Source organism: Azorhizobium caulinodans ORS 571, assembly GCF_000010525.1.
Classification (GTDB): domain Bacteria; phylum Pseudomonadota; class Alphaproteobacteria; order Rhizobiales; family Xanthobacteraceae; genus Azorhizobium; species Azorhizobium caulinodans.
Genome location: NC_009937.1, coordinates 3,775,089 through 3,796,071, shown reverse-complemented (window position 1 = coordinate 3,796,071; position 20,983 = coordinate 3,775,089). Strand labels below are relative to the sequence as shown.

General features: G+C 65.8%; 17 protein-coding genes. 14 read left to right on the top strand and 3 right to left on the bottom strand.

From position 1 onward, the window contains the following. Positions 1 to 10: 10 nt before the first annotated feature. Positions 11 to 3,106 (top strand): efflux RND transporter permease subunit, encoded by a 3,096-nt coding sequence (locus tag AZC_RS16930; RefSeq protein ID WP_012171809.1) that lies wholly within the window; start codon positions 11 to 13, stop codon positions 3,104 to 3,106. A 78-nt stretch (positions 3,107 to 3,184) separates the two neighbouring features. Here the strand turns inward: AZC_RS16930 and AZC_RS16925 are convergent, their stop codons facing one another. Beyond that, entirely contained in the window at positions 3,185 to 4,189 is a 1,005-nt protein-coding gene (locus AZC_RS16925; RefSeq protein ID WP_012171808.1) for a GntR family transcriptional regulator, read from the bottom strand. Positions 4,190 to 4,409: 220 nt separating this feature from the next. On the opposite strand from AZC_RS16925, the gene AZC_RS16920 reads away from it, so the two are divergent. The 11 genes from AZC_RS16920 to AZC_RS16870 all read left to right on the top strand — a co-directional run bounded on the left by AZC_RS16920 (position 4,410) and on the right by AZC_RS16870 (position 15,946). Next, the gene (locus AZC_RS16920; RefSeq protein WP_012171807.1) at positions 4,410 to 5,561 is read left to right on the top strand and encodes a D-mannonate oxidoreductase; all 1,152 of its coding nucleotides are present in this window, start codon (positions 4,410 to 4,412) and stop codon (positions 5,559 to 5,561) included. Next, positions 5,558 to 6,241, top strand: coding sequence for an amino acid ABC transporter permease (locus AZC_RS16915; protein ID WP_012171806.1), 684 nt, complete (start codon positions 5,558 to 5,560; stop codon positions 6,239 to 6,241). The genes AZC_RS16920 and AZC_RS16915 overlap by 4 nt, the downstream gene beginning before the upstream one ends. A 10-nt stretch (positions 6,242 to 6,251) precedes the next feature. Continuing rightward, positions 6,252 to 6,905: an amino acid ABC transporter permease gene (locus tag AZC_RS16910; protein WP_012171805.1), complete on the top strand. Its 654-nt coding sequence runs from the start codon at positions 6,252 to 6,254 to the stop codon at positions 6,903 to 6,905. Beyond that, positions 6,889 to 7,617: an amino acid ABC transporter ATP-binding protein gene (locus tag AZC_RS16905; protein WP_012171804.1), complete on the top strand. Its 729-nt coding sequence runs from the start codon at positions 6,889 to 6,891 to the stop codon at positions 7,615 to 7,617. Before AZC_RS16910 ends, AZC_RS16905 begins: the two co-directional genes overlap by 17 nt. Positions 7,618 to 7,700: 83 nt before the next feature. Continuing rightward, a complete protein-coding gene (locus tag AZC_RS16900; protein ID WP_012171803.1) occupies positions 7,701 to 8,504 on the top strand; it encodes a transporter substrate-binding domain-containing protein in 804 nt (267 codons plus the stop codon). A gap of 65 nt (positions 8,505 to 8,569) precedes the next feature. After that, positions 8,570 to 9,580: a zinc-binding alcohol dehydrogenase family protein gene (locus tag AZC_RS16895; RefSeq protein ID WP_012171802.1), complete on the top strand. Its 1,011-nt coding sequence runs from the start codon at positions 8,570 to 8,572 to the stop codon at positions 9,578 to 9,580. 9 nt (positions 9,581 to 9,589) lie between these two features. Further along, complete coding sequence (locus AZC_RS16890; RefSeq protein ID WP_012171801.1) at positions 9,590 to 11,113, top strand: UxaA family hydrolase; 1,524 nt, start codon at positions 9,590 to 9,592, stop codon at positions 11,111 to 11,113. 310 nt (positions 11,114 to 11,423) lie between these two features. Next, positions 11,424 to 12,620 (top strand): MFS transporter, encoded by a 1,197-nt coding sequence (locus AZC_RS16885; RefSeq protein WP_012171800.1) that lies wholly within the window; start codon positions 11,424 to 11,426, stop codon positions 12,618 to 12,620. Positions 12,621 to 12,860: 240 nt separating this feature from the next. Beyond that, positions 12,861 to 13,247: a c-type cytochrome gene (locus AZC_RS16880; protein WP_012171799.1), complete on the top strand. Its 387-nt coding sequence runs from the start codon at positions 12,861 to 12,863 to the stop codon at positions 13,245 to 13,247. Positions 13,248 to 13,281: 34 nt separating this feature from the next. After that, a complete protein-coding gene (locus AZC_RS16875) occupies positions 13,282 to 13,749 on the top strand; it encodes a (2Fe-2S)-binding protein (protein ID WP_012171798.1) in 468 nt (155 codons plus the stop codon). Between the two features lie 10 nt (positions 13,750 to 13,759). Beyond that, complete coding sequence (locus tag AZC_RS16870) at positions 13,760 to 15,946, top strand: xanthine dehydrogenase family protein molybdopterin-binding subunit (RefSeq protein WP_012171797.1); 2,187 nt, start codon at positions 13,760 to 13,762, stop codon at positions 15,944 to 15,946. A gap of 138 nt (positions 15,947 to 16,084) precedes the next feature. Here the strand turns inward: AZC_RS16870 and AZC_RS16865 are convergent, their stop codons facing one another. Then, the gene (locus AZC_RS16865; protein WP_012171796.1) at positions 16,085 to 16,531 is read right to left on the bottom strand and encodes a cyclophilin-like fold protein; all 447 of its coding nucleotides are present in this window, start codon (positions 16,529 to 16,531) and stop codon (positions 16,085 to 16,087) included. Between the two features lie 255 nt (positions 16,532 to 16,786). Here AZC_RS16865 and AZC_RS16860 point away from each other — a divergent pair, with 255 nt between their 5' ends. Continuing rightward, positions 16,787 to 17,680: a LysR family transcriptional regulator gene (locus AZC_RS16860; protein WP_012171795.1), complete on the top strand. Its 894-nt coding sequence runs from the start codon at positions 16,787 to 16,789 to the stop codon at positions 17,678 to 17,680. 54 nt (positions 17,681 to 17,734) lie between these two features. Here AZC_RS16860 and AZC_RS16855 read toward each other — a convergent pair whose 3' ends face one another. Continuing rightward, the gene (locus tag AZC_RS16855; protein ID WP_012171794.1) at positions 17,735 to 18,751 is read right to left on the bottom strand and encodes a zinc-dependent alcohol dehydrogenase family protein; all 1,017 of its coding nucleotides are present in this window, start codon (positions 18,749 to 18,751) and stop codon (positions 17,735 to 17,737) included. A 600-nt stretch (positions 18,752 to 19,351) separates the two neighbouring features. Here AZC_RS16855 and AZC_RS16850 point away from each other — a divergent pair. Further along, positions 19,352 to 20,941, top strand: a complete 1,590-nt coding sequence (locus tag AZC_RS16850; RefSeq protein WP_158304133.1) for a methyl-accepting chemotaxis protein — start codon at positions 19,352 to 19,354, stop codon at positions 20,939 to 20,941. The last annotated feature ends 42 nt before the right edge of the window (positions 20,942 to 20,983 follow it).

Genomic DNA, 20,983 nt, shown 5'->3' with positions numbered 1-20,983 from the left:
GGAGGCGCGCATGTCGTCCTTCACCGATATCTTCATCCGCCGGCCGGTGCTCGCGATCGTCGTCAGCCTGATGATCCTGGTGCTGGGCCTGCGGGCCATGAGCTCCATGCCCATCCTGCAATATCCGCGCACGCAGAACGCCATCGTCACCGTCTCGACGACCTATCCCGGCGCGGATCCGGACGTGGTGGCCGGCTTCATCACCACGCCGCTCGAAAATGCCATCGCCCAGGCGAACGGCATCGACTACATGACCTCGACCAGCACAACGGGCACCAGCACGATCACCGCAAACCTGCGGCTCAATTACGATACCGGCAAGGCGCTCACCGAGATCAACACCAAGGTCAATTCGGTCCTCAACCAGCTCCCCACCGGCACGCAGCAGCCGGTACTGACGGTGAAGGTCGGGCAGACCATCGATGCCATGTATATCGGCTTCCGCAGCGACGCGATCGCGCCCAATCAGGTGACGGACTATCTAATCCGCGTGGTGCAGCCGAAGCTTCAGGCGGTGGAAGGCGTCCAGACAGCGGAACTGCTCGGCAGCAAGACCTTCGCCATGCGCGCCTGGCTCGACCCCATCCGGCTCGCGGCCTATGGCGTCACGGCTTCCGAAGTCTCGACCGCGCTCACCAACAACGACTATATCGCGAGCCTCGGCAACACCAAGGGGCAGATGGTTCAGGTGAACCTCACCGCCTCCACCAGCCTGCACAATGTGGACGAGTTCAAGAACCTCATCGTCAAGCAGGCCAATGGCGCCATCGTGCGGCTGAAGGACGTGGCCAATGTCACGCTCGGCTCGGACGATTACGATTCCGCCACCATGTTCAACGGCAATCAGTCCGTCTACGTCGGCATCCAGATCGCCCCGTCCGCCAATCTGCTCGACGTGATCAAGGGCGTGCGCGCCGCGCTGCCGGAGATCGAGCGGCAACTGCCGAGCGGGCTCACCATGGGCGTGATCTATGACAGCTCGGACTTCGTGAACAGCTCCATCGAGGAGGTGATTCATACGCTGGTCGAAGCGCTGGTCATCGTGACCATCGTGGTGTTCGCGTTCCTGGGGTCCTGGCGCTCGGTGCTCATTCCGGTCATCGCCATCCCGCTCTCGCTCATCGGCACCTTCCTGATGATGCTGGCCTTCGGCTTCAGCATCAATCTCCTGACGCTGCTGGCGCTCGTGCTCGCCATCGGCCTTGTGGTGGACGACGCGATCATCGTCGTGGAAAGCGTCAACCATCACATGGAGGAGGGGATGACAGCGCTTCAGGCCGCATTCGCCTCCGCCCGCCAGCTCGCCAACCCCATCATCGCCATGACGGTGGTTCTGGTGGCGGTCTATGTGCCCATCGGCTTCCAGGGTGGCCTCACCGGTGCGCTGTTCACCGAGTTCGCCTTCACCCTCGTGGGCGCGGTCACCATCTCCGCCGTAGTGGCGCTGACACTCACACCCATGATGTCGGCGCGCATGCTGAAGCCCGTGGACCATGCCGGCGGCGATCTTGAATCGCGCATGGTGCTGGCGGTGGACCGCGTGATGGGTGCCGTGACGGCGGCCTATTCCCGCTCGCTCACCGGCGCGCTGAACTATCTGCCCGTCATCGCCGTCTTTGCGGGTCTGGTGCTGTGCAGCGTCTATTGGCTCTACAGTTCCGCCCAGAGCGAGCTGGCGCCGGAGGAGGACCAGGGCATCATCCTGGCCCAGAGCATCTCCGCCCCCAATGCGACGCTTCAGCAGAAGCAGCTCTACAACGGGCAGACGTTCGAGACCTTCGCCAAGCATCCGGAGACGGAGACGGTCTTTCAGGTGGAAAGCCCCTCCACGAGCATCGCCGGTTGGGTGCTAAAGCCGTGGGACCAGCGCAAGGCCACCACGAAGACCCTGCAACCGATGATCCAGCAGGAGCTGAACCAGGTGGCGGGGCAGAAGATCGTCGCCTTCCAGCAATCCCCGCTGCCGGGCTCCAACGGCCTGCCGATGCAGATCGTCATCGGCACCTCCGACGGATTCGACAAGCTGAACGAGGTGGCCAGCAAGTTCCTGCAGGATGCGCTGAACACGGGCCTGTTCATCTTCCTCAACAACGATCTGAAGATCGACCAGCCTCAAGCTTCTCTGGTCATCGACCGCGAGAAGACCTCGCTGCTCGGCCTCACCATGAACGGGGTCGGCGGAGCGCTTTCCTCGCTCCTCGGCGGCGGCTACGTGAACTACTTCAGCCTCGACGGGCGCTCCTACAAGGTGATCCCGCAGGTGAAGCAGGAGGCGCGCCTCAACACCGATCAGGTGCTGGATTATTATATCCGCACCGGCGACGGCACGATGGTTCCGCTGTCCACCGTGGCCCGCATCGAGACCAAGACGGTTCCGGAATCCCTCAATCACTTCCAGCAGGTGAATGCCGCGACCATCGCCGGCGTGGTGGCGCCGGGCGTGACGACGGGTGACGCCATCACGGCGCTTCAGGATCTCGCCAAGCGGACGCTGCCGGCCGGCTATACGCTCGATTTCGGCGGCGCCTCGCGGCAGTACGTGCAGGAGAGCGGCGGCTTCGTCACCACCTTCGCCTTCGCGCTGATCGTGATCTTCCTGGCGCTCGCGGCTCTGTTCAACAGCTTCCGCGATCCGGTGGTCATCCTGCTGTCGGTGCCCATGTCGCTCGCCGGTGCGCTGCTGTTCATCAGCGTCGGCATCGGTGGCGCGAGCATCAACATCTACACGCAGGTCGGGCTCACCACCCTCATGGGCCTCATCAGCAAGCACGGCATCCTGATGCTGGAAGTGGCCAACGAGCTTCAGCTCGAAGGCAAATCGAAGCGGGACGCGATCATCGCCGCGGCGACCCTGCGGCTGCGGCCCATCCTCATGACCACGGCAGCCATGGTGCTCGGCGTGGTGCCGCTGATCTTCGCCTCCGGCGCGGGCGCCGCCTCGCGCTACAACCTCGGCCTCGTCATCGCCACGGGCCTCGCCATCGGCACGCTGTTCACCCTCTATGTGGTGCCCGCCGCCTATGTGCTGATCGGCGAGACGCACCATAAGGAAGCCAGGGACGAGGAGGTTGCGGCCCCGCCGCACGCGGCCGAACACGGCGCGTGAGGATCGCAGATCGGCAATGAGAGGCAACGGGAGGGGCGGATAAGCCCCTCCCGTTTCTCTTTGGAGTGGCCGCCGGCCTCAGCGCCGCCTCGCTGCAACGGGCGACCGCTTGGCCTTGGAATGGGACGGCCCCACCGGAAGGGCGAGGGGAGGGCGATCCGGATCCAGCGGCAGGCTCGCGCCAGGACGCAGGGGACCGGCGTCGATGGAGCGCAGCAGCGTCGAGCGGGCGGTGCGCAGATGGGCCCGGCACTTGGCTTCGATGGCACGGGCGTCGCGGCTGCGCAGCGCAGCGATATAGGCAAGGTGTTCGTGGATGGCGACGGTGTTGCGCTCTTTCTCGTCCGCCTTGTTCCACTGGTAATGGTAGTGGAAGATCATGGAGATGACGTCGTAGAAATCCATCATGAAGCGGTTGTGCGAGGCGTCATGGATCAGCCGGTGCAGCCGCTCGTCGAGGCGGGAGAAATCCCTGTAGCGGACATGGATTTCCTTCAGCAGCGCATGGTGTTCCGCCTCCAGGGCATCGAGCTCCCGCCACGCGGGAGCCTCCGGCGGCAGGCTGGCGAAGCGCTGGGCGGAGCGCAGCTCGAACATCTCGCGGATCTCATAGATCTCGGCCGCGAAATCCGCGGTGATGCCCTTGAATACCCAGGCACTGTTAGGTCGTCGCTCAATAAGTCCGAAGTGGCTGAAGTGGCTGAGATATTCGCGGATCGCCGTGGTTGAGGTATTGAACTGTCGCGCCAGTTCCGCACAATGGATGAGCTGGCCGGGGCGGAAATCGCCCTGCAACACCCACTGCATGAACTGGCGCTCAACACTGGCGCGGACGGATTCCGTCTGCGGCTCGGGAAAATAGTGGGCCGGCGTCGGATGGCGCGCGAGCTGGCGCCGGCCGGCCTCCGCGGTCACGAGGCCGGCTTCGGCCAGCGCGGCCAGCACCGCCCGCACCGTCGTCCGGCTGACTTCCAGTACCTGCGCCAGCTGCGCCTCCGAGCCCAGTCGCGCGCCCGGCGGCAGGTCGCCGAGCAGGCTCAAACACTGGTTGTAGGTGCGCTTGAAAAGGCTGTTCCCCCGCATGATTCAGCGTCCCACTCCCGTTCGGGCATCCGCTTCGCGGGGATGCCTGTTTGTATTTTAGTGCATAAAAAACCGATTGACTCTGTTCGCACACCATGGATTTTCATATTTAACTAGACAAGAACGAAAATCAGGGAGAGCGCTCGATGAGCCAGGCTTGGGCTTGCCCGGCAGCCGTGTCTCGAATCCGTTTCGCCTTGTGGGTGAAAGGCGTCTTCGCGTGACCGGCCGCATCATTCAGTTCGGAACCAGCCGCTTCCTGCAGGCACATGTGGACCTCTTCGTGCACGAGGCGCGCGAGGCCGGCCAGGCCGTCAGCCCCATCGCCGTCGTGCAGGCTTCGGGTTCCGCCGACCGCGCCGGACGCGTCGCTGCCTTCGGCCGTCCGGAGGGCTATCCCGTCATCATCCGCGGCCTTGAGAACGGCGCCCGGATCGAGCGCCGGATCGACGTGCGCAGCGTGGATCGCGGCCTCTCCGCCGCCCGCGACTGGGAGGCCGTGTCCGAGCTCTTCGCAACGGAAGCGGACCTGATCGTTTCCAACACGGCGGACGCTGGCTACGAGGTGGCGGCAGCCGATCGCGATCCCGCGCTGCTGGCCGGCGGCGTGCCCCAGTCCTTCCCCGGCAAGCTCACCGCGCTCCTGCACCGCCGCTGGCGGCAGGGCGGTCGTCCGCTCACGGTGCTGCCGTGCGAGCTCATCAACGGCAACGGCCGCGTGCTGGCGCAGACCGTGCGCGCGCTCGCCACTGATGCGCAGGCGCCCGCCGCCTTCCTTGCGTGGCTGGAGCGGGACGTGATCTTCGCCGACACGCTGGTGGACCGCATCGTCTCGCAGGCGCTCGATCCCGTGGGCGCGGTGGCCGAGCCCTACGCGCTCTGGGCCATCGAACGCCGGCCGGGCCTTGTCGCGCCCTTCGATCATCCCTGCGTGGTGATGGCGGATGATCTCGGTCCCTTCGAGCGGCTGAAGCTGCACATCCTCAATCTCGGCCACACCGTGCTCGCCGACATCTGGCGCTCGGAAGGGCGTGATCCGGACGAGACCGTGAAGGCCATCCTTGCCGATGGCGCGGTGCGCGATCGCCTTGATGGCCTCTATCGCGCCGAAGTGCTGCCGGGCTTTGCCGCCCATGGCATGGGCGAGGAGGCGCAGGCCTATCTCGCCACCACCATGGACCGCTTCCTCAATCCGTTCCTCGATCATCGCATCTCGGACATCGCGCAGAACCACGCCACCAAGGTGGAGCGCCGCATCGCCGCGTTCCTGAGCTGGTGGGGAGAGGCGGGGGGCGTGCCGGCCACCCCGCTGCTGGACGGCGTGATGGCCAGGCGTGCGTCGCCGCCGAAAACCGCGCGGAGCGGCGCATGACCTATCAGTTCGACTTCGCGGTTCTTCTGCCCTTCTGGCGCGAGTTCGCCATGGGCGTGTGGCTCACGCTGCAACTGTCCCTGATATCGACGGTGCTGGGCTTCATTCTCGGCACCCTCTGCGCCATCGGCCGGGCGGATGGCCCGCCGTGGGTGAAGTTCCTCGTGGCGACCTATGTGGAGATCATCCGCAACACGCCGCTGCTGGTGCAGGTGTTCATCGTCTATTTCGGCATCGCCACGCTGGGCATCCACGTCTCCGCCAACCTCGCGGCGGTGCTGGCGCTGGTGGTGAATGTGGGTGCCTATACCAGCGAGATCGTGCGGGCGGGCCTTGAGTCCATCCACAAGTCGCAGCTGGAAGCCGCAGAGTGCCTCGGCCTCAGCCGGCCGCAGACCTATTGGCACGTGATCGTGCGCCCCGCCATCGAGCGGGTTTATCCGGCGCTCACCAGCCAGTACGTGCTGCTGATGCTGGCCTCGTCCATCACCTCGCAGATCTCTGCCGAGGAACTGACGGCGGTGGCCAACCGCATCCAGTCCGACACCTTCCGCAGCTTCGAGACCTATATCGTCGTCGGCGTGCTCTATCTGGCGCTGTCCTTCGTGGTGCGCCTCGCCTTCTGGCTGTTCGGTCTTGTGGTGTTCGTGCGGCGCCGCAAGCTCGGCACGGCGCTCTGAGGGGAATGGGATGCCAACCTTTACCCTGACTCACTTCGAGTTTCTGTGCTGGGCCGCGCTGTGGACGGTCGGCCTCTCGGCCATCGCCTTCGTGGGCGGCGGCATCGTCGGCTTCCTTGTGGCGCTGGCGCGGGTCTCTCCCAGCCCCGTCGTGCGCGGCATCGCCATCGGCTACATCCAGATCGTGCAGGGCACGCCCCTCCTGATCCTGCTGTTCCTGTTCTACTTCGGGATCGCCATCGTCGGCTTCAAGGAAGTGCCGGCCATCCTCTCGGCGGGCCTCGGCCTCACTATCTATGCCTCGGGCTTCCTTGCGGAAATCTGGCGCGGTTGCATCGAGAGCGTGCCCAAGACGCAGTGGGAGGCGGCTGAATGCCTGTCGCTCAGCCGCTGGCAGCGCATGACCAAGGTGGTGCTGCCGCAGGCCATGCGCATCGCCACTGCACCCACCGTGGGCTTCCTGGTGCAGATCGTGAAGAACACGTCGCTGGCCTCCGTGGTGGGCTTCATCGAGCTGTCTCAGGCGGGCAAGCTCGTCAACAACTCCATCTTCGAGCCGTTCACCATCTTCATCGTGGTGGCCAGCATCTATTTCGTCCTCTGCTATCCGCTCTCGACCTGGAGCCGCAGCCTGGAAAGGAAGCTCAATGTCGGCCGTCGTTAGTCTTTCGAACGTCCATAAGAGCTTCGGCGCGGTCAAGGTTCTGGATGGCGTGTCCTTTGAGGTGGGGCGCGGCGAGGTGGCGGCGGTCATCGGCCAGTCCGGCTCCGGCAAGTCCACGGCCCTGCGCTGCATCAATGCGCTGGAGACCATCGAGGACGGCACCATTTCCGTTTGCGGCCATGCGGTGCATGACAGGAAGCTCGACAAGCGCGAGCTACGCCGGGACGTGGGCATCGTCTTCCAGAGCTACAACCTGTTCCCGCACCTGACGGCGGAACAGAACATCATGCTCGCGCCCACCTGCGTGAAGTCCCTGTCCAAGGCGAAGGCGCGGGAACTGGCGCGCGAGGTGCTGGCCCGCGTCGGGCTGGAGGCCAAGGCCGATCATTATCCCGAGCAGCTCTCCGGCGGCCAGCAGCAGCGCGTGGCCATCGCCCGCTCGCTCGCCATGCAGCCCAAGCTGATGCTGTTCGATGAAGTGACCTCCGCCCTTGATCCGCAGCTCACCGGAGAGGTGCTGAAGGTGATGGAGGATCTGGCGCGCGGCGGCATGACCATGATCCTCGTCACGCACGAGATGGCCTTCGCCCGCAAGGTGGCCTCCAAGGTCATCTACATGCACAAGGGCAAGGTCTGGGAAACGGGGCCGGGCGCCATGCTCGAGAACCCGCAGACCGAAGAACTGAAAGCCTTCGTCGGCAGCGGGCTGTGACCTGCTGGCCCAGCGCCTGCCATAACCAAAAACGCCGACGCCACTCTCAAACCGACGCCAAGCACACAAGAAGGGATGGAACCATGGAGCGCCTGAACATCGGCCGTCGCGCCTTTCTCGCCGGGGCCGCCGGCCTTGCGGCCATGGGCAGCTTTGCCCTGCCGGCCCGCGCCGACACGCTCGACGAGATCAAGAAGCGCGGCAAGATCCTAATCGCGGTGGACCTCGGCTCCCCGCCCTTCGGCATGAACGATGCCAACATGCAGCCCACCGGCTCGGATGTGGAGAGCGCCAAGCTCATCGCCGCCGATCTCGGCTTCCCGCTGGAGATCGTGCAGGTCACGAGCCCCAACCGCATCCCCTTCCTGCTCACCGGCAAGGCGGATCTGGTGATGGCCTCGTTCAGCGTTACCGACGAGCGCAAGAAGGTGATCGACTTCTCCGATCCCTACGGCGTGATCCAGATCGTCGTCGCCGCGCCCAAGAGCGTTGCCGTCAAGGATCTGAAGGACCTCGTGGGCAAGCGCCTCGGCACCACCCGCGGCTCCAGCAACGACAAGGAAGCCACCACCCAGGCGCAGGGCGCCGAGATGGTGCGCTATGACGACGACGCGACCCTCATCACCGCGCTGGTGTCCGGCCAGGTGAACATCATGGCCTCCTCGCCGCAGGTGATGGCGGCGGTGAATGCGCGCCGTCCCAACGATCCGCTGGAAATCAAGCTGGTGCTCAAGACCAACCCCTATGCGGCCGGTCTGCGCAAGGGCGACGATGCGCTGCGGGAGGCGGTCAACAAGGTGATCGCCACCAACCTGAAGAACGGCAAGCTGAACGAGATCTACACCCGCTACAACGGGACCTCGCTGCCGGAAGACATGTTGAAGTGATTTGACGAGGCGGCCCGGTCTCCACCGGGCCGCCGCCCTGTTCCATTTCAGGAAAGACCTGGACGATGAAGGCGTTACTCTGCGAAGAACCCGGCCGCCTGTCGGTGATCAGCCGTCCCGAGCCCGTTCCGGGTCCCGGCGAGGTGCTGGTACGCATCCGGCGCGTGGGCATCTGCGGCACGGATTTCCATATCTTCCAGGGCAAGCATCCCTTCCTCGAATATCCCCGCGTGATGGGCCACGAGCTCTCCGGCACGGTGGAGCAGGCGCCGGAAGGCAGCCGTCTCACCAGGGGGGAGAACGTCTATATCGTGCCCTACCTCTCCTGCGGAAAGTGTGTGGCCTGCCGCAAGGGCGTGACCAATGCCTGTCAGAACATCGCCGTGCTCGGCGTGCACAGGGATGGCGGCATGGCGGAGTTCCTCTGCGTGCCGGAGCAGAATGTCATTCCGGCGGGCTCGGCCTCGCTCGATGACGCGGCGATGATCGAGTTCCTCGCCATCGGCGCCCATGGCGTGAAGCGCGGCAGCATCACGGCGCAGGACAAGGTCCTGGTGGTGGGCGCCGGGCCCATCGGCATGTCCGCCATCATCTTCGCCAAGGCGCGGGGCGCCGAGGTGTCCGTGATGGACACCCGCGAGGATCGCCTGAACTTCACCAGGGACGCGCTGGGCGCGAACCATCTGCTCATCGCCGATGCGGGCGCGGAAGACGTGGCGCGCGGCATCACGGGCGGCGATTTCTATGATGTGGTGATCGACGCCACCGGCCATGCGGGCGCCATGCAGCGCGGCTTCGGCTTCGTCGCCCATGCGGGCCGCTATGTGCTGGTGAGCGTGGTGCGGCAGGACATCACCTTCTCCGATCCGGAGTTCCACAAGCGGGAAACCACGCTCTTCGCCAGCCGCAACGCCCAGCCTGACGATTTCGCCGAGGTGGTGCGCCAGATGGAGGCGGGCAAGGTGCCCACCCGCGCGCTCAACACCCATCGCGGCGCGCTCTCCGACGCGCCCGCTTTGTTCCAGGAGTGGCTGCGGCCGGAGGCCGGGGTCATCAAGGCGATCCTGGAAGTCTGAGGTTTCTTCATGTCCAGCCCGCGCACGCTGCGTCTCCACGAGACGGACAATGTCGTCATCGTCCTCGATACCGTTGCTCGGGGCGCGGCGCTGGCTGGCGGCCTGACGGCGGCGGGGCCCGTGCCCCGCGGCCACAAGATCGCGGCCGCCCCCATTCCCGCCGGGGCGCCGGTGCGCAAGTTCGGGCAGGTCATCGCCTTCGCCAGGACGGACATCGCGCCGGGCGAATGGGTGCATGAACACAATGTGATGCTGCAGGACTTCGAGCGCGATTATGCCTTCGCCTCGGAGGCCCGCGCGCCCGAAGGCCTGCTGCCGGGCGAGATGCCCGCCACCTTCGAGGGCTTCCGCCGGGCCGATGGCCGCGCGGGCACGCGCAACTACATCGGCATCCTCAGCTCGGTGAACTGCTCGGCCACCGTGGCGGACTACATTGCGGATGAGGTGACGCGCTCCGGCATCCTCGCGGATTATCCCAACATCGACGGCGTGGTGCCGTTCACCCACGGCACCGGCTGCGGCATGGGCAGCAAGGGGGAGGAGTTCGACATCCTCGCCCGCACCCAGTGGGGCTATGCCACCCATCCCAATTTTGCGGCCGTGCTGGTTATCGGCCTTGGTTGCGAGGTGTTCCAGATCCCGCGTCTCAAGGAGGCCTATGGCATCGTTGAGGGGGAGCATTTCCAGAGTCTGACGATCCAGGAGAGCGGCGGCACTCGAAAGTCCGTGGCGGCCGGCGTCGCGCGGGTGAAGGAGATGCTGGCCTTCGCCAATTCATCCCGGCGGCAGACGGTGGCGGCCTCCGAGCTGATGCTGGCGCTCCAATGCGGCGGCTCGGACGGCTATTCCGGCCTCACCGCCAATCCCGCGCTGGGGGCGGCGGTGGATATTCTGGTGCGGCAGGGCGGCACGGCCATCCTTTCCGAGACGCCGGAAATCTTCGGTGCCGAGCATCTGCTTACCCGCAGGGCCGAGAGCGAGGCGGTGGGTCGCAAGATCGTCGATCTCATCGACTGGTGGACGGACTATGCCGCCCGCGCCGGTGGCGAGCTGAACAACAATCCGTCCCCCGGCAACAAGGCCGGCGGCCTCACCACCATTCTTGAAAAGTCATTGGGTGCGGTGGCGAAGGGCGGCACTTCCACCCTGCGCGGCGTCTATCGCTATGCCGAGCGGATCGACCGCAAGGGCTTCGTTTATATGGACACGCCCGGCTACGATCCGGTGGCCGCCACCGGGCAGGTGGCGGGTGGGGCGAACGTGCTGTGCTTCACTACCGGCCGTGGCTCGGCCTATGGCTGTAAGCCCACGCCCTCCATCAAGCTGGCCACCAACAGCGATCTCTATCGCCGGATGGAAGAAGACATGGACCTCAACTGCGGTGATGTCCTTGAAGGCGTCAGCATTGAGGAGAAGGGCCGGGAGATCTTCCAGACGGTGCTCGATGTCGCTTCCGGCACTCGCTCCAAGTCCGAACTGCTCGGCTATGGCCGAAACGAATTCGTGCCCTGGCAGCTCGGCGCGGTGATGTGAGCGAAGGGGCGCGCCCGCAGCAGGGTGCGCCTTCCGGTGAGGCTGGACGAAGCGTGGTCGCCGTTCAGCGGTCTTGCATTGATGAGCCGGGTTCACCGCTTCATGCGATGGCGGCCGGCTACCCGGCCATGAGGCGGCGCGTTAGCTTTGCGCCTCCGGTGCCGGCCTGATCCTTCAGGCCTTGGCGCCAGCCTCACTCAGACAACCGACATCCCAGCTCTGACGCACGTCGGTGCGTGCCGCTCGCCCTTGAACCCGGGTTCGGGGGGCGGGGGACGCGCGCCCCGGGCGGGACGCGGAACGGACGCTCATGCTTACATCCTCCAAGCCGGATCTCGCCGTCGTGCAACGCGGCACCGCCGCCTGGGGCGCGGTGCTCGCGCTCGCCTTGTGTGCCTTCGCCCTCATCGCCTCCGAATTCATGCCGGTGAGCCTGCTCACGCCCATCTCCGCCGATCTCGGCATCTCCGAAGGACAGGCCGGACAGGCGATTTCGGTTTCTGGCGCCTTTGCGGTGCTCACCAGCCTGTTCATCGCGTCCCTTGCCGGAAGCCTCGACCGAAAAGTGCTGTTGCTCGCGCTCACGGGCTTGATGATCGCGTCGGGCGCCATTGTCGCGGCCGCGCCCAATTACGCGGTGCTGATGGCCGGGCGTGCGCTGATCGGGGTCGTCATCGGCGGCTTCTGGTCCATGTCCGCCGCCACCGCCATGCGTCTGGTCCCTGAAGCGCAGGTGCCTCGCGCGCTCGCGATCCTGAACGGCGGCAATGCCCTCGCGACGGTGGTCGCTGCGCCCATGGGGAGTTTCCTCGGCGGTCTGATCGGCTGGCGCGGCGCATTCTTCTGCGTCGTCCCCGTAGCCGTTCTGGTGTTCCTCTGGCTGCTGGCCAGCCTGCCGACGCTGCCGGTGGAGCGGCGGCCTGCCGCCCCCGGTGCGTTCCGGCTGGTGTGGTGGCCGGTGGTTGGATGGGGCATGGCGGCGGTCAGCCTCTTCTTCATGGGGCAGTTCACCCTGTTCACCTATCTGCGCCCATTCCTGGAGGCGGTGACGCGCGTGAACGTGCCGACGCTCTCGCTCATTCTGCTGGTCATGGGCGTCACCGGCTTCGTCGGCACCAGTCTGATCGGGGCTGCACTGAGGCGTAGCCTCTACGGCACGCTCGTCGTCATCCCGGCGCTCATGGGCGGTATCGGGCTCGCGCTGACGCTGTTCGGCGGGAGCCCCCTCGCGACGGCGCTCCTGCTCGCCGGCTGGGGCTTCCTCAGCACGGCGGCGCCTGTCGGCTGGTGGATCTGGCTGTCGCGTACCCTCCCGCAGGATGCGGAGGCGGGTGGCGGGCTCATGGTGGCGGTCGTCCAGCTCGCCATCACCCTTGGCGCGACGGTCGGCGGCTTGCTGTTCGATCTCCGTGGATACGACGCCACCTTCGGTACGGCGGTTGTCCTGCTGGTGCTGGCGGCGCTTCTGGCCTGGCGCACGGCGGGCGTCGCGCGCGCCTCGGCCTGAACTGAATGGCGGCGGCCGGGGGCACCTCATTGTTGAGCGGTGCTCATAGGCCCATTCCGCCCCGCCGCCCTAATCGCCGTGCCGACGCAAGGTTAGAGTGACGCTTCAGCTCACCCTGATAGGCCGCGCCCCGACACAGACACCCGTGGGCTCGGCCTTGCGTGATCGCCGGGGTCACCGGCCGATCACGCATTCGTTCATCCCTGATGCAGCCCCATCGACGTAACCTTAGGAGACGGAATGGCCTTTCGGCAGACGCCCCTGATCATGTGCCTTGCCCTGACACTGCTGGGAACGGGAGGCGCGGCCCATGCGCAGGATGCTGCCGCCGGCGAACGCCTGTTCCGCGCGCGCTGTGCGTCGTGCCACGCCGTCGAATCCGGCCAGAACCGGATCGGCCCGAGCCTGAGCGGGGTTATCGGCCGCAAGGCGGGCAGCCTCGAAGGCGCCCGCTATTCGCAAGGTATGAGGGCACTCGATGTGACCTGGGATGCGGCGCAGTTGGACACGTATCTCGCTAATCCGCGCGCGATGGTGCCCGGCACGACCATGACGGTTTCGGTGACGAGCGCCGCGGACCGCGCCGCGATCACCGGCTACCTGCAGACCCTTTCGCAGCCGAAGTGAGCCTGGAACAGCATAACCAGACCGGGAGCAGACGATGGCCAAGCTGAACGTCAATGGTCGGGATTTCGAGATCGACGTGGAGGAGGATACGCCCCTGCTCTGGGCCCTGCGCGACCACGTGGGTCTCACAGGCACCAAATATGGCTGCGGCGTTGCGCAGTGCGGCGCCTGCACCGTCCATCTGGACGGGGTTGCCACCCGCTCCTGCTCGGTGCCTGTCAGTGCCGTTGAGCCGGGACAGAAGATCGTGACCATCGAGGGGCTCGGGGCGGAGAAGCCGCACCCGGTGCAACTGGCCTGGGCGGAGCTCGACGTCGCCCAGTGCGGCTACTGCCAGGTGGGCATGATCATGGCCGTCTCCGCGCTGCTGGCGCAGAACCCCAGCCCGAGCGACGAGGACATCCGCTCGGAGATCACCAATATCTGCCGTTGCGGGACCTATGGGCGCGTGCTCGCCGGCACCAAGCTCGCCGCTGCCCGCATGGCATCCAACCGGGGGTGAGGAGGCCGTCATGACGCATTCTTCCCAGATCTCCTCCTCGGCCCTCAGCCGGCGCGGGTTCCTGCGCGGCGGCGCGGTGGCGGCCGGTGCCTTCACCTTCGGCTTCAGCTTCCCGGCGCTGAAGCCGGCCCTTGCCCAGACGGCCCCGAACGAGGTCAACGCCTGGGTGGTGGTGCAGCCCGACGAGACGGTCATCATCCGCATCGCCCGCATCGAGATGGGGCAGGGGGCCTTGACCGGCCTTGCCCAACTGGTGGCCGAGGAACTTGACTGCGACTGGGACAAGGTGCGCTTCGAGCTCGTCAATCCCGGCAGCAACAAGAGCCGGGGCAATGCCTGGCGCTCGCAGCAGACAGGCGGCTCGCGCTCCATCCGCGGCTCGCACGATTATCTGCGGCTCGGAGGCGCGCAGGCGCGTGCCATGCTGGTGGAAGCGGCCGCTCGGAGCTGGAACGTGCCGGCGGCGCAGTGCCGGGCTGCCAAGGGCGTCATCACTCACGCCGCCAGCGGGCGCACCATCACCTATGGGGCGGTTGCAACGGCAGCCAATGCGGTTCCCGTGCCGGCCGATGTGCCGCTGAAGGATCCGAAGGACTGGACCATCGCCGGCAAGCCGCTGAAGCGTCTCGACACGCTGGACAAGCTCAACGGCTCGCTGGTCTATGGCATGGACATCCGCATGCCCGGCATGCTGGTGGCGATCCCCAAGGCCTGTCCCGTTCAGGGGGGCAAGGTCAAGAGCTTCGACGCGGCCGCCGTTTCGGGCATGCGCGGCGTCAAGCATGTGCTGAAGGTGGATGACGAGACGGTGGCGGTGGTGGCCGACACCTTCTGGCGGGCCAAGACCGCACTCGATGCTCTGCCGATCCAGTGGGACGAGGGACCGAACGCCAAGGTCTCCAGTGCCACCATCGCCGCGACGCTGCGCGAGGGACTTTCTGCGCCCGACGCCTTTGTCGGACACAAGGCTGGGGATGCCAAGGCCGTGCTCGGCAAGGCGAGCCGCGTCATCGAAGCGGACTATGGTTTCCCCTATCAGAACCATGCCCCCATGGAGGTGTTGAGCGCGACCGTGCGCTGGACGGCCGACCGCTGCGAGGCCTGGGCGCCCACCCAGTCGCCCGAGGCGGCGCACGCCACGCTTGCCACCGCCGCCGGTCTTTCGCCGGATAAATGCGAAGTCAATGTCATGCGCATCGGCGGCAGCTTCGGGCGACGTCTCGCGACGGACTATCTGCGCATCGCCACCCTGATCGCGAAGCAGGTACCGGGCGTCCCGGTGAAGATGATGTGGACCCGGGAAGAGGACATGCTTCAGGGGCGCTTCCATCCGGTCACCCAGGCCCGCTTCCGGGCGACGCTGGACGGGCAGGGCAATGTGGAGGCGCTGCACATGCGCATCTCCGGCCAGTCCATCGCCAGCTATGCCATACCGTCTCTGGTGGGCAATAATGGCGATCCTCTGGTCTATCAGGGGCTGCTTCCCGACGGGCCGGAAGGGCGCCTCGGCTACACCATTCCCAACATTCTGATCGATTACGCGATGCGCAATCCGCACATCCGGCCGGGCTTCTGGCGGGGCGTGAACCTCAATCAGAATGCGGTCTATATGGAGAGCTTCATCGACGAGCTGGCCCATGCCGCGCGGCAGGACCCGCTGGAGTTCCGCCGCAGGCTCATGAAGAACCATCCTAAGCACCTTGCTGTCCTGGAGGCCGCCGCCAGGGGCATCGGCTGGGGCGAGAAGCCGGCGGCGGGACGCGCCCGTGGTCTGGCGCAGATCATGGGCTTCGGCAGCTACGTGGCCGCTGCCGCCGAGGTCTCGGTCACGAAAGGACAGTTGCGCATCCACCGCATCGTGGCTGCCACCGATCCCGGTTATGTGGTCAATCCGCAGCAGGTGGAGGCGCAGGTGGCCGGCTCGTTCGTCTACGGGCTCTCCGCCATGCTCTACGGTGAGTGCACCGTGAAGGACGGGCGCATCGAGCAGGAGAATTTCGACACCTACAACGTCATGCGGCTCGACGAGATGCCGGAGGTTGAGGTGATCTCCATGCCGTCCGGCGGCTTCTGGGGCGGTGTCGGCGAGCCCACGATCGCGGTTGCGGCGCCGGCGGTGCTGAACGCCATCTACGCCGCGACCGGCAAGCGGGTGCGGCAGCTGCCGTTGAAGAATGTGGATCTCAACGTGAGCTGATGCGGCTTTGCCGCAGGGTGAGATGGCATGATCCGGACGAAGGCGGGGCGTCGGCTATCGGCGCCCCGGTTTCTTGTCGGCGACCGTTGCCTGGATCGCCGCCGCTTCGCACGCGGTGCCTGCCCCGTCCGGAAGCGCTCAGACGCGCGTGGCGCGCAGGGGAAATTTGCCGCGTGTCATCAACGGTTGCACACCGTCATCAAGGCGCCCGAGCCGGATGAGGCCGGGGGAATAATGATACGCGGCATAATAGAGCACGAGGTTGCCCCATGGGGCGTAATAGCACAGATCGCCGGGGGCCTCGTTGCCGAAGGAGGCGTTGGCGCGACGGGTCAGCTTGCGGGGGAGATAGGCGATCTTTTCGTTGTTGGAATAATCCTCGATGGTGAGGTCCAAGGGGAGCATGGCGGCCAGCTCCTGCGCCGGAGCTTCATCGAGAAGTGTTGCGGTGAACACGTGGCTGTCGAACGCAAATTGTATCTTCATGCCGGATCCGCCTGCTCCTGTCCCACCGTATGCTCCGCCCGGCAGGCCGGCCGCCAGGATGGCGCCGACCGCGGACCGGCGGGTCATGTCCTGTGCCATTCTTTCCTCCTCTGTGCGGGCCCCGGCCTATGGCCCCGGATGTTCGCGCTCCGGTGGTTCGGGCAATGAGAGGCAGAGCTTAGCGGGCGAGGGTTGAGTGCCCTATAGGGCGACGGTGCATGGTGCCATGAGCAAGGCTCATCAATAGCCGGACACGGAAGTGGCGGCGCGTGCGGTATCAGATGGGAAAGGGCGTTTCACGCGCGGGAGGCATCACGTCCCGCCGCTGCGCGCCCGGAGGGCCGGAGGTTCGAGGTGCCACGGGATAATGTAAACGATCTGCTGGTGTTCCTCGCGGTCGCCCGTGAGCGCAGCTTCACGCGGGCCGCTGCGAAGATGGGAGTCTCGCAGTCGGCGCTGAGCCACACCATCCGCCAGTTGGAGGCGCGGCTCGGCGTGCGGCTTCTGACCCGCACCACGCGCGCGGTCTCCCCCACGGAAGCGGGCGAGCGCCTGCTGGCGGGCATCGGCCCGCATTTCGACGAGATCGAAGCGCAGGTCGATGCGCTCAATGACCTGAGGGACAAGCCGGCGGGCACCATCCGCATCTCCGCGCCGGACTTTGCCATCTCCAGCGTTCTGTGGCCGAAGCTGAAGGCCTTTCTGCCGCAGTTTCCGGACATCAAGGTGGAACTGCTCCAGGAGAATGGCCTCACCGATATCGTCACCGAGCGTTATGACGCGGGCGTGCGCATGGGAGATCAGCTTGCCAAGGACATGATCTCTGCGCGTATCGGACCGGACTTCCGCTTCGCGGTGGTCGGCTCCAAATCCTACTTTGCTTCGCGTCCCGAGCCCGCCACGCCACAGGATCTGGTGCAGCACAGCTGTATCAATTACCGGTTTCCGACGTCCGGGGGGCTCTGGGCCTGGGACTTTGAGGAAGAGGGGCGCGAGTTCAAGATCCGCGTCGAGGGCCAGCTGGTGTTCAACAACATCTTTAATGCGCTGGACGCGGCTGTCGCCGGCTTCGGCCTCGCTTATGTGCCCGAGGAACTCGCCATTCCCCATCTGGCCAAGGGCCGACTCGTGCGCGTGCTGGAGCGCTGGAGCCCCTATTGGGACGGCTACTACCTCTATTATCCGAGCCGCCGCCAGTCCTCTCCGGCTTTCGTGGCGCTGGTCGAGGCCCTGCGCCATCGCGGATAGGACAGGGGCCGTGCCCACCATGGCCGCCCGCGGACCGGCCATGGTGGGATGGGCTCAGACCCGAAGCAGGGTCTTGATGGCCCGCCGCTCGTCCATGGCGCGATAGCCTTCGGCCACGTCCTCCAGCGGCAGCGTCAGGTCGAAGACCTTGCCCGGATTGATCTTGCGGCTCAGCACGAGATCCATCAGATGCGGCAGGAAACGGCGCACCGGGGCTGGGCCGCCAAGCATGCCGGTCTGCGAGAAGAAGAGCTGTTCGCCATTGAGTTCGACGCCGTGGGGCACGCCCACATAGCCGATCATGGCGCCGGGGCGCGCGCAGGCGATGGCCTGGGCCATGGATTCCCCCGTTCCCACGCATTCGAGCACCGAGTCCGCGCCGACGTTCCCGGTCAGGCGCTTGACCTCGGCAATCCCTTCCGCGCCACGCGCGGAGACGATGTCCGTGGCGCCGAACTCCAGCGCCAGGTCTTGGCGGCTCTTGTGGCGGCTCATTGCGATGATACGCCCGGCCTCCATCTGCCTGGCCGCGAGAACGCCCATGAGGCCCACCGCACCGTCGCCCACCACGACGACCGTGGAGCCCGGCTGCACGCGCGCCGCGTCGGCCGCATACCATCCCGTTCCCAGCACATCGGATGTCGCCAGCAGGCTGGGGAGGAGATCATCGTCGGGAACCGTGTCGGTCGCCACCAGCGTGCCATCCGCCAACGGCACGCGGGCGTAGGGCGCCTGGGCGCCGCTCATGAATTCGCGCTGCTCGCAGGAAGACTGAAAGCCGAACCGGCAGTGGGGGCAGGTGTTGTCCGACAGGCAGAAGGAGCCGACCACGAACTGGCCGGGGCGCACGGTGCGCACCGCGCTGCCGACTTGCGTGACGATGCCGCAGTATTCGTGACCCATCGCCATCGGCGCGGTGACGTCATTCAGGCCCCGGTACGGCCAGAGATCCGAGCCGCAGATGCAACTGGCGGACAGCTTGATGATGGCGTCCGTGGGCTTGAGGATCTCCGGCTCCGGAACCGCCTCACACCTCACGTCGCCCTTGCCGTACAGCATGGTCCCAAACATGCACATGTCCTCTTCAGGTCCGCAGCACCGGCGCACCGCCGTCCCCGTCTGGCTGCGGGGGAAGCAACGGATGGGGAGGGGATGCGCCGGGCCACTGTCAGGTTAGGCCGCCGGCAGCCACAGGATTAGGCCCATGCGATCGCTAGGGTTCATGAGCCCAAATCATCAATCGGAGATCACGCTGTCGGCGGCCCCGAAATTGCAATGTCATGCCGAGCCGGACCGGTACTGCAAGGTCCGAAACGGCGACCCCATGGGTGTGCGGTCCCTTAATGAAGGACGTTTGATCTGCATCTATCACGGGACGGATTTTCGTATCACTTCCTGAATATTCGTATGCAGCGATGAATTCGGAAATTTGTATGAAATTGTAAATTGCACGTGCGGCAAACATGCTCATTTTTTGCTTTTTGGCGCAAGCTTCGGGAAAGGTTCTTAAGTGAACGTTCGTTTCTGTAATGTCTGTTGTTTTTCTAACGGCTGCGGGGGCATCCGATGTACAATCATATTCCCATGACGTGGAAGATTTGCCTTCTCCTCATCCTGCTCGGGGTGGTCAGTTTGGCAGGCGCGCTTTTTGCGTCTTACAGCATGAAGGACGTGGATCGGACGTACGCTGATCTTCTGGAAGGCCCGCCACGGGCAATCCTGAGCATCTCGCGTGCAAACCGTTCCTCGATCGAGGAAATTGCCGCCATCTACAAGGCGATCGCCGCCACCACGCAGGATGAGGTGGAACTCGGGCGCAAGGCGCAGGAGCGCCACTACGGCAATTTCAATGAGCGGCTGAGCAACGCTGCCACGGCCTACCCCGCCGTCGCAGACGCCATGGCGGGCTTCCGAAAGGAGCACGATCGCATACTTGGCGCCGACTGCCGGGAGACGGTCCGTCTCTCCACAGGCCCGAAGACGGCCGAGAATGATGCTCTGGCGCTCCAGCAGATGGTGAGCGTCTGCGAGCCGGCGCTGCGCCGTCTCGCAGACCAGATGGTGGCCTTCAACAGCAAGATCGACGAAGGCATGCATGCGAAGGGGCGTGAGCTGACGGCGCAGGCCGACTTCACCAGCAAGGCCACCCCGGCCGCCATTGCCCTGGCCACGCTTGTGGTGCTGGCGGCGGCTGTCTTCGCCGTTCGCCGCGGCATCGTCGCCCCCATCCGGGTGATGATGGATGTCATGAAGGGCCTTGGCGAAGGCAAGCTCGATCAGGCGGTGGCAGGCACTGAGCGCAAGGATGAGATCGGCGCCATGGCCGGCTCGCTCGAAGTCCTGCGCGGCCAGCTCGCGGAGGCCGAGACCGTTCGCCGGGCCCGCGCGGAACAGGAAGCCGAGGAGCGTCGCCTGCTCGACCGGCGCAACAGGCTGGCCGAGAGCTTCGTCTCCCGCATGACGGAACTCTCCTCCGCCTTCGCCGCCTCCTCCGATCAGGTGGCCGGCTCTGCCCGCAATCTCTCCGCCACCGCCGAGCAGACCTCCCGCCAGGCCCAGGCGGTCGCGGAAGCCGCCGAAGAGGCCGCCGTCAATGTGCAGACGGTCGCCGCCTCCTCGGAGGAACTCGCGGCATCGGTGCGGGAGATCACCGGTCAGGTCAGTCACTCGGCCAAGGTGGCGGATGTCGCCTACACCGAAGCGGAGACCTCCAACGCCCGCATCTCGGAACTGGCGACCGCCGCCACCGCCATCGGCGATGTGATCTCGCTCATCAAGGGCATCGCCGACCAGACCAACCTGCTGGCGCTCAATGCCACCATCGAATCCGCCCGCGCCGGCGAGGCCGGCAAGGGCTTCGCGGTGGTCGCCTCCGAGGTGAAGCAGCTCGCCTCCCAGACCGCCCGTGCGACGGACGAGATTTCCGCCAAGATTTCGGAAATCCAGCAGTCCACCCAAGGCACCGTGACCTCGATGGCGGAGATCATGCGGGTGATCGCCAACATGAAGCAGATCTCCTCCTCCATCGCCGGCGCGGTCGAGGAACAGGGCGCTGCCACCGGCGAGATCGCCCAGAACTGCCAGCGGGCGGCCAACGGCACGCAGCAGGTGACGCAGAACATAACCGGCGTCGGCCAGGCGGCCGAACTCACGGGCTCGGCGTCCACCGAACTGCTGGCGCTCTCGGAGGGATTGTCCGGGCAGGCGTCCGATCTGAAGCAGGTGGTTGAACGCTTCATGCTGGATCTTAAAGCGGCCTGATTTCCAGGGCGCTCCGCCCCCGCGACACACTCGCGGGGGCGT